Origin of the sequence: Pseudomonas sp. S30, from assembly GCF_016518545.1 — a bacterium.
Taxonomy (GTDB): domain Bacteria; phylum Pseudomonadota; class Gammaproteobacteria; order Pseudomonadales; family Pseudomonadaceae; genus Aquipseudomonas.
Map to the genome: position 1 here is coordinate 45,286 of NZ_JACVTO010000001.1, position 12,872 is coordinate 58,157.

Annotated in this window: 9 protein-coding genes; 4 read left to right on the forward strand and 5 right to left on the reverse strand. The window is 64.4% G+C overall.

What is annotated here, in order from left to right:
• Positions 1 to 232 precede the first annotated feature (232 nt).
• Positions 233 to 1,543, forward strand: a complete 1,311-nt coding sequence (locus tag IAE34_RS00190) for a flavin-containing monooxygenase (protein WP_200136845.1) — start codon at positions 233 to 235, stop codon at positions 1,541 to 1,543.
• Positions 1,543 to 1,959, forward strand: a complete 417-nt coding sequence (locus tag IAE34_RS00195; protein ID WP_200136846.1) for a RidA family protein — start codon at positions 1,543 to 1,545, stop codon at positions 1,957 to 1,959. The genes IAE34_RS00190 and IAE34_RS00195 overlap by 1 nt, the downstream gene beginning before the upstream one ends.
• Before the next feature lie 33 nt (positions 1,960 to 1,992).
• Here the strand turns inward: IAE34_RS00195 and IAE34_RS00200 are convergent, their stop codons facing one another.
• The 4 genes from IAE34_RS00200 to IAE34_RS00215 form a co-directional block, all read right to left on the reverse strand.
• On the reverse strand, positions 1,993 to 2,904 hold the full coding sequence (locus IAE34_RS00200) for a LysR family transcriptional regulator (protein ID WP_200136847.1): 912 nt from the start codon (positions 2,902 to 2,904) through the stop codon (positions 1,993 to 1,995).
• A 118-nt stretch (positions 2,905 to 3,022) separates the two neighbouring features.
• Positions 3,023 to 3,499 carry a hypothetical protein gene (locus IAE34_RS00205; protein WP_200136848.1) on the reverse strand — a complete coding sequence of 159 codons (477 nt, stop codon included), beginning with the start codon at positions 3,497 to 3,499 and terminating at the stop codon, positions 3,023 to 3,025.
• Positions 3,500 to 3,655: 156 nt separating this feature from the next.
• Complete coding sequence (gene proP / locus IAE34_RS00210) at positions 3,656 to 5,155, reverse strand: glycine betaine/L-proline transporter ProP (protein ID WP_200136849.1); 1,500 nt, start codon at positions 5,153 to 5,155, stop codon at positions 3,656 to 3,658.
• Between the two features lie 190 nt (positions 5,156 to 5,345).
• Positions 5,346 to 9,686 carry an NEL-type E3 ubiquitin ligase domain-containing protein gene (locus tag IAE34_RS00215; protein WP_200136850.1) on the reverse strand — a complete coding sequence of 1,447 codons (4,341 nt, stop codon included), beginning with the start codon at positions 9,684 to 9,686 and terminating at the stop codon, positions 5,346 to 5,348.
• Positions 9,687 to 9,838: 152 nt separating this feature from the next.
• On the opposite strand from IAE34_RS00215, the gene IAE34_RS00220 reads away from it, so the two are divergent.
• Together IAE34_RS00220 and IAE34_RS00225 are read left to right on the forward strand one after the other, a co-directional pair.
• Positions 9,839 to 10,210, forward strand: coding sequence for a glyoxalase superfamily protein (locus IAE34_RS00220; protein ID WP_200136851.1), 372 nt, complete (start codon positions 9,839 to 9,841; stop codon positions 10,208 to 10,210).
• A gap of 113 nt (positions 10,211 to 10,323) precedes the next feature.
• The gene (locus tag IAE34_RS00225; RefSeq protein ID WP_200136852.1) at positions 10,324 to 11,340 is read left to right on the forward strand and encodes a branched-chain amino acid aminotransferase; all 1,017 of its coding nucleotides are present in this window, start codon (positions 10,324 to 10,326) and stop codon (positions 11,338 to 11,340) included.
• Between the two features lie 138 nt (positions 11,341 to 11,478).
• On the opposite strand, the gene cysS is transcribed toward IAE34_RS00225, so the two are convergent.
• A complete protein-coding gene (gene cysS / locus IAE34_RS00230) occupies positions 11,479 to 12,861 on the reverse strand; it encodes a cysteine--tRNA ligase (protein ID WP_200136853.1) in 1,383 nt (460 codons plus the stop codon).
• Positions 12,862 to 12,872: the final 11 nt, after the last annotated feature.

Here is a 12,872-nt window from a genome sequence, read left to right on the forward strand (position 1 = left end):
GCAAGCCCCCGTCGCGACGAAACAAGCATTTTCCTCGGCAGTGGCCAGCAAAAAACGGGCCTCACGGGCACGCCCGGTACCCTGTTCCCACGCTTGCTGCCCCTTCGCCGTTTTATCGCCAAAGCCCAGCTAAATACTATTTTCGTCGGATTTACCGCGTCCCTAGGCTGGTGGCGAACAACGACGGTCGTGCCAACGGCCTCAATACAATCGCCTGAGCAAGGGCTGGGACATGACACTGAACACTCTCGAAATCGACACCCTGGTAGTCGGCGCCGGCCAGGCCGGCGTGGCCATCAGCGAACACCTGAGCGCGCAGGGCGTACCGCACCTGGTGCTGGAGCGCCGGCGCATCGCCGAGGCCTGGCGCAGCGGCCGTTGGGATTCGCTGGTGGCCAACGGCCCGGCCTGGCACGACCGCTTTCCGGGGCTGGCTTTCGAGATGGACGCCGACGCATTCGCCGGCAAGGACCAGGTCGCCGACTATTTCGAACGCTATGTGCGCACGTATGATCTGCCGGTGCGCACTGGTGTCGAGGTGACCCGCGTGGAGCGCAACGCCCACCGTCCGGGATTCACCGTGCACACCAGCGACGGCGTGATCAGCGCCAATCGAGTGGTGGCCGCCACCGGGCCTTTCCAGCGGCCGGTGATTCCGCCCATCGCGCCGAAGGATGCGCGCTTGCACCAGATCCATTCCGCGGACTACCGCAACCCTGGCCAGCTGCCGGAGGGCGCCGTGCTGGTGGTCGGTGCCGGGTCGTCGGGCGTGCAGATCGCCGAAGAGCTGATGCGCGCCGGGCGACAGGTCTACCTCTCGGTCGGCGCCCATGATCGCCCACCTCGCAGCTACCGTGGTCGCGATTTCTGCTGGTGGCTGGGCGTACTGGGCGAATGGGACGCGGAAGTCGCCAGCCCCGGCCGCGAACACGTGACCATCGCCGTCAGCGGCGCGCGCGGCGGGCACACCGTCGACTTCCGCGCCTTGGCCCACCAAGGCATGACCCTGGTCGGTCTGACCCAGTCGTTCAGCGATGGGATGGCCAGGTTCCAGGACAATCTGGCCGACAACATCCGCCGTGGCGATGAAAGCTACCTGGCCCTGCTCGACGCTGCCGATGCCTATGTCGAACGCAACGGCCTGGACCTGCCCCCGGAGCCCCAGGCGCGCGCACACCTGGCCGACCCGCAATGCCTCAGCCAGCCACTGCTGCAACTGGACCTGCACAAGGCCGGGGTAACCAGCATCATCTGGGCCACCGGTTATGGCGTGGATTTCAGCTGGCTGCAGGTCGACACCTTCGACGCCAACGGCAAGCCCCAGCACCAGCGCGGAGTCGGCCGTGAGCCTGGCATTTATTTTCTCGGCCTGCCCTGGCTGTCGCGCCGCGGCTCGTCGTTCATCTGGGGCGTCTGGCACGACGCCAAGCACGTGGCCGGTCACATCGCCACGCAACGCACCTACCTGGCCTACCGCGACCGCGGGCAGCGCCATGCCGACCAGCCCCACAGCGACAACCTCAGCCCCCTAGGAGCCTTGTGATGCCAACCCATACCCGTATACGCATGTTCAACACCCAGGTCACCTACCCCAACCAGACCCTGGACAACGACCTGTGCCAGGCAGTGCGCGCCGGCAATACCATCTACGTGCGCGGTCAGGTCGGCACCGACTTCGAGGGCCGATTGGTCGGCCTGGGCGACCCGCGCGCGCAAGCCGAACAGGCGATGAAGAACGTCAAGCAGTTGCTCGAAGAGGCCGGCTCGGACCTCTCGCACATCGTCAAGACCACCACCTACATCACCGACCCGCGCTTTCGCGAAGCGGTGTACCGGGAGGTTGGCCAATGGCTCAAAGGCGTCTTCCCGATCTCCACCGGGCTGGTGGTCGCCGGGCTGGCGCAACCTGAGTGGCTGATGGAGATCGACGTGATCGCGGTGGTGCCCGAGCCAGCCTGATCCCCTTCTGCACGCGCAGCCGCCGCTGCTGCGCTATGCCGACAGCCTGGCCAGCTCTTCCCTGCAGAAGGCCACGAACAACTGCGCGGGCTTGGTCAACTGCACACGTTTCAAGTGCGCCGCCGCCAGCCCCGACAACGTCACCGGCTCGCTGATGTCGAGCATCGCCAGGCGCTGGCCGTCATAGGTGTACGGCGAATGTGGGCGAGTCACCAGCAGCGAGAAGCCGAACCCCTGCCCCACCATGCCGCGCACCATCTCGATCGAGGGGGAACTGAAAACGATGTTTGGCGTGAGCCCCAGCTCGTTGAACAGACTCACGAAATAGGTGCGGCTGGGCGCTACGTCCAGCAGGATCATCGGCTCCGGGCACAGGTCTCGCAGGGAAACCTCGGATTGGCCCGCGAAGCGATGCCCCTGCGGCAACAGCACGTAGGGCTTTTGTGGCGGCATCAGCGACTGCGCCTCGATAGTGCCGTCCAGATCGTGATCGTAGAGAAACGCCAGGTCGAAGCTGCCGGCGGTAAGTCCCTGGATCAGCTCCTGCTGATCGCCATCGCGCAGGCGGATGTCGACACCCGGATAACGCTGGCGAAAACCGGCGATCAGCCGAGGCAGATACAGGGGCGCCACGGTCTCGAAACAGCCGATGTCGATCTGCCCGGCAACGGTGTCGTTGTCGGCCAGGGCGTTCTGCTCGAACTCGTGGGACATCTGCAACAGGGCCTTGGTCTTGGCATAGAAACGCTTGCCACTGGGGGTCAGGGATACCCCTTGGGCGTGATGGCGGATGAACAGTTGCACACCGAAGCTTTCTTCCAGGCTCTTGATGGCGGTGGAAATGGAGGGCTGGGCGATGTACAGCTGACGAGACGCCTCGGCTACGCTGCCAGCCTCCACGGTGGTGACGAAGTACTTGAGTTGACGCAAGGTGTAGGAAGCCATCAGGCACCTCGGTAGGATCTTTTCCTGCACCTTACCTCAGCGCCCGTTCGCCCGCAGGCGCCGCGAACCCAACATTTACCTATGGCTTGACCCTATTTTGCCTGGGCCGTGCCCGGTCTCACGGCTGCTCCCAGGCGATCTGCGCCGGATCGGCATGACTGTGGGTACTCTGGACGAAGCTTCCCCGTTGCGGGGGAATGTTCTGGTCTTCATGGCTCAGCGCCTGCTGTTCGAACACCTGGCGGCGACTGTCGAACCGCAGGTCGTGACGCGCCACGTTGCCCCCCCAGTCGTCGGACGGCAGGGACAGGTAGCTGATGGCGTAGAACGCATCGGTCATCTTGCCCATGACCAGGTACACCCCATAGTGATCCTCACCTGGGGAGACGATCTTGTAGAGGCCATTGTCGTAGTAGTAGATGGTCGCCAGCTCGAAGGGCTTTTCGCTGTACATCACTTCATAGCGCAGCTGGTGAACGAAGGTCGGTTTGCCTACGGTGACGCTGATATGCGCCGCAGGCGCGTCCTGGGCATCGGCCGATGCGGCCAGTCCCAGGGCGAGTGCAGCGCTCAACAGGGTGGTTCGGGTGTCCATGGCGGGTCTCCTCTGATTGCGCGTGAACAGCCCCGAGCCTAGGGTGCCCAACACGTGAATGCGCGCTGCGCGGCAATAGGGAGGCTTTTCTGACGCGCATCAAGGAAGACGCCTACCTCGCAACGCAGGTCCGCACCTGCGTTGCAAGGGCTTGCATCAATCGATGCGGGGATGCTGCTGAACCAGGGTCTTGCGTTTTTCCTCGAGCTCGGCAATTTGCTGATCGATGTCCTCGATCTTCTGCTCGATGGTATCGTGATGTTCCCGCAGCAGTTCCCGGGCCTCTTCGAGATCGGATGCGGCAGGTGCGGCGCCACGCAGCGGCTTGTTGGCGGTTTCCTTCATGGTCAGGCCGGTGACCAGGCCGATCAGGGCGATGACCATCAGGTAGTAGGCCGGCATGTACAGGTTATCGGTGGTTTCCACCAACCAGGCGGCGATGGTCGGAGTCAGGCCAGCGATCAGTACGGAAATGTTGAAGGCGCTCGCCAGGGCACTGTAGCGAATATGCGTGGGGAACATCGCCGGCAAGGTCGAGGCCATCACCCCGATGAAGAAGTTGAGCAGGATTGCCAGCATCAGCAGGCCGGCGAAGATCACGCCGAGGCTGCCGCTGTTGATCAGCGAAAACGCCGGAATCGCCAGCACGAACAGCCCGATGCTGCCCACCAGGATGAACGGACGACGGCCGACCTTGTCGCTGAGGAAGCCGATCACCGGCTGCACGAACAGCATGCCGACCATGATCGCGATGATGATCAGCACGCCATGGTCTTCGCTGTAGTGCAGGTTGTGCGACAGGTAGCTGGGCATGTAGGTCAGCAGCATGTAGTAGGTGACGTTGGTCGCGATCACCACCCCGATGCAGGTCAGCAGGCTGCGCCAGTGCTTGGTCGCGACCTCCTTGAACGACACTTTCGGCCCTGAGGCCAGGCCTTCGCGGTCACCCTGCTCGAGCTTGTCGACGTGTTGCTGGAAGGCTGGCGTCTCTTCCAGCGCATGGCGCAGGTAGAGGCCGATTATTCCCAGTGGCAAGGCCAGCAGGAAGGGCAGTCGCCAGCCCCAGTCGAGGAATTTCTCTTCCCCGACGATCGTCGAGATCATCACCACCATACCGGCGCCCAGCACGAAGCCTGCGATCGAGCCGAAGTCCAGCCAACTGCCGAGGAAGCCGCGCTTGCGATCCGGTGCATATTCGGCGACGAAGATCGAGGCGCCGGTATACTCGCCACCGACGGAGAAGCCCTGGGCCATTTTTGCCAGCAGCAGCAGGATCGGCGCCCAGATACCGATCGAGGCATAGGACGGTATGAGACCGATGGCAAAGGTGCTGAGCGACATGATGACGATGGTCGCCGCAAGCACTTTCTGGCGCCCGTAGCGGTCGCCGAGTGCGCCGAAGAACAAGCCGCCCAGGGGGCGAATCAGGAACGGTACCGAGAAGGTCGCCAGGGCTGCGATCATCTGCACGCTCGGCGAAGCGTTGGGGAAGAACACCTTGCCCAGCGCGTAGGCGACGAAACCGTACACGCCGAAGTCGAACCATTCCATGGCATTGCCCAGGGCAGCGGCCGTAATGGCCTTGCGCATCTTGGCGTCGTCGACGATGGTGATGTCCTTCAAGCCGATTGGCTTGACTCTCTTGCGTGATTTCATAGGCAAATACTCTGTAACTGACAGATCATGACAATCCGCTGGCCTGGAGGCCGACGCAGCGGAAAAAGGCTGGGCGACCCGTCGCCACGTCCATGGTGGCAACAGGCCCTACCGGTCAGATACAAGTGGACACTAAATAATTCCACGCTCAAGGCTTTTTTTGAATATGGCTACGCCAGCCGCGCCGCGCTCATTGCACAGCCGGCAGCACCAGCTCTCCCCTGCTGAAGCGCTCGACCATGTCCAGGGTACGCGCCAGGATCAGCGCTCGCTCGGCACCGTCACGCTCCGAGGCCAGGGTGTCAATGGCTTCCAGCAGAGCCTGCGACGTGTCCTGGGTGTTCTCCATGAGCCTCTCCAGCCGCTGGTGATACGGCGCATTCAAGGCTTCGAACGCCTGGGGATCGCGCTGGCGCAGGTACGTCTGCCAGAATTCGCGTTGAGACAGCGAAGCGGCGACTCGCGCATCGCTCTCTTCGCGCAGCACTCGGCTGGCAGCTGCGGTCAACTGGTCCTGGGTGACGTTGGCGAAGGTGCGATAGTACATGTAGCGTGACTGTGCAGGCAGACTAAGCGCGGTCACCAGCCCGGCCCGGTAGACCAGGTAGATTTCCACGTCGTCGAAGGTGGCGTTCGGCCCCAACGCCGCGATGTGCTCACCCGCGATGCGATCCACTTCGTCCAGCCGGTACAGATCCCGCCCCAGTCGCACCAGGGCCGCGTCCGCGGCGTTCGGGTCGAGCCCGGCAGTGCGCACTGCAGCCAGAACACGTACCTCGATCAGGCTGAGCGTCAGCAGCAGACGATCGGAACAGCTTCGCGGCCCGGCCGCCTGCTGGAACACCAGTTCGCGCAGTTCACTGTTCTGCACACAGGCTTCGATGATCTCCCAGACCCTTCGCCGCAAGTCGATGCCTTGATACTGGTAGTCATCGGAAGCCCCCAGGTCGTACAGAAACTGCATGAAGGCCGCGCTATCGGGCTCCAGCGAAAGTGCCATCCAGTGACCGATCAGTGTCTGGCGCTCGTCTCTGCCCATGCCCGTCAGCCAGAGCTCCATCGATGCCTGGCCGCCAGCACCATGCCGGCGCAACGGCAAGCTCGCCGCGGCCTGCGCCTGATCCAGGTTCGCCCGTGCCTGTTGCCTGACTGGCCCGGGCAATGGATTGTCGTGCAGGCTCAGCCTGGCCAGGGCTCGCCGGGATTGCACCAGCGCAGGGTCCAGCGTCTCGACCCGGTTGCTGCGCAGGTCGATGTCTTCCAGCGACCAGTGGGTATAAAGCTCCAGCGGCACCTCGGTCAGCCCCGTGTTGCGCAGCAGCAGGCGCTGCAGCTGCGGCATGTTGGCGACCGGCGGCAGCTGGCCCACCGGATTGCCCGAAAGATCCAGCTCTACCAGGCCATTGAGTCCACTCAGGCGATTCAGGCCGGCATCGTCGATGACGATGCGGTTGCCGGACAACTGCAGGTGGGTGAGCCGGGTGAGCCCTTGCAGGCCATCGGGGATGCGCTGCAGACGGTTATCGCGCAGGTCCAGGCTGCGCAGGTTGGCGAAATGCGCCAGAAACTCGGCTGGAACATCCTGCAGGCCGGCACCGCGCAAGGTCAAGAGGCTGACGTGATCGAAACGCACCTCGGCGGCGAAGCTGGGCAGGTCAGGCATCGGCTCGCGGTCGATCACCAACTGGTACTGACCGTCGGGCTGTGCACGCTTGCGTCGCCAGCATCGACGCAGGCGTGTGGCGATCTGCCGCCGCTGCTCCCGCTCGAAGGTGCTGGTCGCGCGCTCACGCCATGCCACCAGTCCTTCATTGAGTCTGGCGTACTGGTCGTGCAGCGCCCTGAGATGATCCCAAGGCGCTTCACCACGCAGACGCACAGTCTCCAGGTAGACCTCGATTTCCACATCGCTCAAGGTCGGGAAAACCTGCTGGTAGCCGTTGAACAGCGCGTGCCGCGACCCCTCGCCGCGCCCGCTCAACGGATAACCGATGCGCCCGTCGCCCAATCGCTGTGGAGGGCGCACGTCGAGCCGCGGCGGCGTCATGCCGATCAGCAGGGCCGCCCGATCACGATCGGCGAAGGCGCGGTCAGCCAAAGCATCGGCCAACCCCGCCGCTGACTCGCCTGGCTGCCCCAGCGACTGCCGCTGAACCTCGTCCATCAGCCACAGCAGACCCTGGAACAGGTCGTCATCAGCCTGCGCGCCGGCCACGGCCACGCCCTGGCCATCGACCGCCAGGTAACCGCTGCGTGTGAGCAGCAGTGCGCGGTGGTCCGCTGCGGTCTGCGATCCGATCTGCGCGCGGACCCGGCCCGGCGCAGTGGACTCGCGCACTTCGATGCGCACGTCCTGGGGCCACGACGACCAGCCGTCGATGAGCCCAAGTGCCAACTGCTCGGTATCGGCGATCACAGCAGCACGCTGCTCGAAGCCCGCGCACGCTCTGTCCAGGCGCGCATCGCGCAGCATCCAGCGCGCCTGCTCGGCGAGCGCCAACGGTACGCGGGTCCGCTCACGCAGGGTCGTCAACTGCGCGCTGTTGGCCAGCGCCACGATCTCGCTGCAGGCTCGCGCGGTCAGGGCAGGAAAGTCACGTTGCAGCGGCCCTGCCGCTGGCGCGGGCATCGCCTGGGCAACCTGCACTTGGGCCTCGAACAGCTCGTCGCGCAGCCTGGGGTACCACTGGTGCAGGCGGTAGCGCTGGGCAGCGTCGTACAGGCGTGCCGGTATCGGCGCATTCTCCAGGTGCAGACGGCGCAGATGCCCCTCGTCCATGCCTACCGTGCGCAGCAGCGCGACAGCGGCCTGATCGCTCACGCTGGCAAGCGCGGTGCCGAGCCGACGCAGCATCTGCCCCGCGCCCTGCCACCGCGCAGCCCCTTCCAGCGCATGGCGCACGCCACCGTCGCCATTGTGCTCCAGGCCGATGACGGGCGCCTCGGGACGCTGCGGGTGGACCACCGCCAACGCCTCGACACCCCCGTGCACCTGGTAGGTTTGCCCGTTGACACCTGCGTGCCAGACGCCTTCGATGACGCCCCGTTGTCCCTCTGCCAGCGTATGCGGCTGCACGGCATAGCCTGGCAAGCGCGGGTCGATCAATCGAAGTTGGGCGTCATCGCCCCTGACGGGGACGAGTCCATCGACCCGGGTGCTGCGTTCCAGGGTCTGGAACGCAGCACCCGTGGCGCCGTCGATACCCAACTGCGCCAGGTTGATCGCAACCCCAGCCAGATGCCCCAGCGCTGCCTCACGGTCGCCCAAGGTCCAGGCGTGGTAGCCCTCGAACACCTCCTCGGTCATCTGCGTGGCCGCGATGGCCAGCACGGGCAGACCCAGTTGCGGCACATAGAAGCTGGCCAGGCCCAGCAGGTCCAGGCCCAAGTCCTTCAGCCAGCGCAGGCGTCGGTCGCGCTCGGCGCTGTCGACCGACCGGGTAGGTACCGCCAGTACCTGCGCATCGTCCAGCAAGGTCTCGATCTGCACCTGCCGCAAGTGCTCCATGACGGGACCACCGATCGCTTCGAGACGTCCATCCAGCCCGACGCTGTCACCCGTGGCCGCCGCCCGGTCCAGCCGCTCGAAGGTACGGGCGAAGGCCAGGCGATCGCGCTGACTGACGAAGCGCTGGAAGAAGCGCCGGTAACCGGCGTCGCGCAAGCGCCGACCCAGCGTGTGAAACAGCGCCGAAGCGCTGGCGTGCAGGCTCAGCGCGCCCTCTGGATCGCCGGGTATCCAGGCGATCACCCCAGCGCTGGAGGGCTGCCCGTTGGCCCTCGGCCGTTGCAGCAGCAGCGCTCCGCGTATCCGGTGACCCAACAGGCGCATGTCCATGGCTGCCAGGTCGCAGGCCTGAGGCGGGGATAGCGTCAGTGGTTGCAACTGGGCCGCCGCCGCCTCCTCGAAACCGCTGCGGGTGCGCGCCAGTTCCAGCGCGGCCCCCAGGCTGGTGCGCCAAGCCTGCTCGAGTATCGACTCGGTGGCACGGCGCCGGGCCTCGTCGGCCAGCAGGACTGCCTGCAGATGCTGCTGATACGAGCCCCCCACATCCAGCGTCCGACAGGCGGCGGCAAACACGTGCGGTTGCAGGTCGAGGGTATTGCCCTGGGCATCGAGCAGCGTGGCCCGATCCGGCCAGCCGTCACCCGAAGCTTCTCGTGCGGCGAAATTGTGCAATGCGCACTCCAGCAGACTCTGGCTCACGACATGGCGGCTGATGCCATCGGGAACCCAACCTACCGCCGACGGGCTGCGCACCAGCACCTCTCGACGCATCACACTGCCTCGCACGTCGATCGAGGATTCGACCAGCGCATCCAGCGCCTCGGTCAGTCGTGCACTGGCAAACTCCTCGAGCGGTCGCAGGCCCGCGAACAATCGCGCCACGGCGTCCTGGGCGGTCTGTTGTTCGCTCAACGCGCGGTGCAGCGCCGCGATGCGGGCAGCGCTGGCGGACTTCAACCAAACGGGCAGGCGCTTGGCGATTAAGGTGTCGACGGACACATCGGTGGTGGTATCGAAAGCCATGACCTACTCCAGTGCGGGAACAGCCACATGGAATCGAGTTTTCGGCGATCGACCGTGGTAGATATGTGTGAAACTGCGAACGCCGTCTTCGCTCGGGCATGGCAACTTCACATCGCCTTCGCCAAGGGCCACTTACAGCACCAGGAGCCCCTATGCCACTTGCCCCCGCCATACCCGTACTGCGAATCTTCTGCGTCGACAAAGCGAAGGAGTTCTATCTGGAATTTCTGGGCTTCACGCTCGACTGGGAGCACCGCTTCGCCCCCGACCTGCCGCTCTATGCGCAGATTCATCGCGACGACTTGATTTTGCACCTGTCCGAGCACCACGGGGACGCTACGCCTGGCTCGACCGTGTTCATTCGCCTGACCGACCTGCGAGAGCTGGAAACTCAGCTCCAGGCCAAGCGCTATGGTTACGCCCGCCCCGAGGCCGAGCCGGTCGACTGGGGCCTGCAGATGCAGATTCACGACCCGTTCGGCAACCGCCTGAGGTTCTGCGAGCAGATTGACGACCCGGCGTAAAGGCCAATTAGTGACTGGACGTTTCCCATCCCGCGCGGATGTATTATCGTGACCAGGTGCGCATTCACGAGCAGCCCGACCGATCGGGCCATTGCAAGACGATAGAGGGTGTCATGAGCAACGAGATCAACTGGGACAAGCTGGGCTTCGACTACATCAAGACCGACAAGCGCTTCCTGTCCGTGTGGCGCGATGGCCAGTGGGACAACGGCACCCTGACCGACGATAACGTGCTGCACATCAGCGAAGGCTCGACCGCCCTGCACTACGGCCAACAGTGCTTCGAAGGGCTGAAAGCCTATCGCTGCAAGGACGGCTCGATCAACCTGTTCCGCCCGGACCAGAATGCTGCGCGCATGCAGCGCAGCTGCGCCCGCTTGCTGATGCCGCACGTGCCGACCGACGCCTTCATCGAAGCGTGCAAGCAGGTGGCCAAGGCCAACGAGAGGTTCATTCCCCCGTACGGCAAGGGTTCGCTCTACCTGCGGCCGTTCGTGATCGGCACGGGCGACAATATCGGCGTACGCACCGCGCCGGAATTCATCTTCTCGGTGTTCGCCATTCCGGTCGGTTCGTATTTCAAAGGCGGGATGAAGCCGCACAATTTCCAGATTTCCAGCTTCGACCGCGCCGCTCCCCAGGGCACGGGCGCTGCCAAGGTCGGTGGCAACTATGCCGCCAGCCTGCAACCCGGCGCCGAGGCCAAGAAGGCCAACTTCGCCGATGCCATCTACCTGGATCCGCTGACCCACAGCAAGATCGAGGAAGTGGGCTCGGCGAACTTCTTCGGCATCACCGCCAACAACGAGTTCGTCACGCCCAAATCGGCCTCGGTACTGCCGGGCATCACTCGCCTGTCGCTGATGGAGCTGGCTCAGTCGCGCCTGGGCCTGACGGTGATCGAGGGCGACGTCGAGATCGCCAAGCTCGATCGTTTCATCGAGGCCGGTGCCTGCGGTACGGCTGCGGTCATCACGCCGATCGGCGGCATCGAGTACAACGGCAACCTGCACGTGTTCCATGACCTGGAAAAGGTCGGCCCCGTGACCCAGAAGCTCTACAACGAGCTGACCGGCATCCAGAGCGGTGATGTGGAAGCGCCAGCTGGGTGGATCGTAAAAGTCGCCTGACTGCCAGCCAGCGCCTGAAAAAACGGGGCGTTCCCAGCAGGAACGCCCCGTTTTTCATGATGCCAAGCACCACATCGAAGCGCCCGGGCCACGGCGCCGGGTCGCACCCAGCGGCCCCGCCGTGACACGGATCACGCCTCAGTCGGCCAGTCGCCAGGTTGTGGTACCCTTGCTGTCTTCCAGCACCACGCCCATGGCGGTGAGCTGATCGCGAATCCGGTCGGATTCACCCCAGTTCTTGTCCGCACGCGCTTGCAGGCGAGCCTGGATCAAGGCCTCGACCTGGGCGGCATCGACCTTGCCTTCGGCGCCGGCGCGCAGGAAGTCGTCGGCGTCGAGTTGCAGCACGCCAAGCACGTCACCCAACTCGCGCAGCCTACCGGCCAGACCCGCGGCGGCCTCGACATCGCTATCGCGCAGGCGGTTGATTTCGCGCACCAGGTCGAACAGCACGGCGCAGGCTTCAGGTGTTCCGAAGTCATCGTTCATCGCGGCGCCGAAACGCTCGACGAAGGCCTCGCCGCCCTTGGCATCAACCCGCGGCAAGCCGCGCAGGCCATGATAGAAGCGCTCCAGCGCCCCCTTGGCGTCACGCAGGCTGTCTTCGGAGTAGTTGATGGCGCTGCGGTAGTGGCTGGCCACCAGCAGGTAGCGCACCACTTCCGGGTGATACTTGCGCAACACGTCGCGAATGGTGAAGAAGTTGTTCAGCGACTTCGACATCTTCTCGCCATTGATGCGAATCATGCCGCAGTGCATCCATGCCGCCGCATAGGGCTTGCCGGTGGCCGCTTCGCTCTGGGCGATCTCGTTCTCGTGATGCGGGAATTCCAGGTCACTGCCACCGCCGTGAATATCGAAGCTCTCGCCCAGGCAGCAGGTGGACATCACCGAGCACTCGATGTGCCAGCCCGGACGGCCCGGCCCCCAGGGCGACTCCCAACTCGGTTCGCCAGGCTTGGCGCCTTTCCACAGCACGAAGTCCAGCGGGTCCTGCTTGGCCTCGCCCACTTCGATACGCGCGCCGATACGCAGGTCCTCGATCTTGCGCCGCGACAGCTTGCCGTAGCCGACGAACTTGCCGACCCGGTAGTACACGTCGCCATTGCCTGGGGCATAGGCATAGCCTTTGTCGATCAGGGTCTGGATCATCGTGTGCATGCCAGCGATGTGGTCGGTGGCGCGTGGCTCCTGATCCGGCGGCAGAATGTTCAGACGCCGCTCGTCCTCGTGCATGGCCTCGATCATGCGCGCGGTGAGGGCGTCGAAGGGTTCGCCGTTCTCGATCGCGCGGTTGATGATCTTGTCGTCGATGTCGGTGATGTTGCGCACGTAGGTGAGCTCATACCCACTCTTGCGCAGCCAGCGGGTGATGAGGTCGAACGCCACCATGCTGCGACCATGGCCCAGGTGGCAGTAGTCGTACACGGTCATGCCGCAGACGTACATGCGGACCTTGTTGCCGTCCAGCGGCTTGAACGCTTCCTTGGTCTTGCTCAGGGTGTTGTAGATGCTAAGCACGAAGGTTTTCC

Bases quoted from the DNA above. Each gene is read 5' to 3' on its own strand.
- IAE34_RS00190 (WP_200136845.1), top strand. From the start codon at position 233: ATGACACTGAACACTCTCGAAATCGACACCCTGGTAGTCGGCGCCGGC.
- IAE34_RS00195 (WP_200136846.1), top strand. From the start codon at position 1,543: ATGCCAACCCATACCCGTATACGCATGTTCAACACCCAGGTCACCTAC.
- IAE34_RS00200 (WP_200136847.1), bottom strand. From the start codon at position 2,904: ATGGCTTCCTACACCTTGCGTCAACTCAAGTACTTCGTCACCACCGTG.
- IAE34_RS00205 (WP_200136848.1), bottom strand. From the start codon at position 3,499: ATGGACACCCGAACCACCCTGTTGAGCGCTGCACTCGCCCTGGGACTG.
- proP (WP_200136849.1), bottom strand. From the start codon at position 5,155: ATGAAATCACGCAAGAGAGTCAAGCCAATCGGCTTGAAGGACATCACC.
- IAE34_RS00215 (WP_200136850.1), bottom strand. From the start codon at position 9,686: ATGGCTTTCGATACCACCACCGATGTGTCCGTCGACACCTTAATCGCC.
- IAE34_RS00220 (WP_200136851.1), top strand. From the start codon at position 9,839: ATGCCACTTGCCCCCGCCATACCCGTACTGCGAATCTTCTGCGTCGAC.
- IAE34_RS00225 (WP_200136852.1), top strand. From the start codon at position 10,324: ATGAGCAACGAGATCAACTGGGACAAGCTGGGCTTCGACTACATCAAG.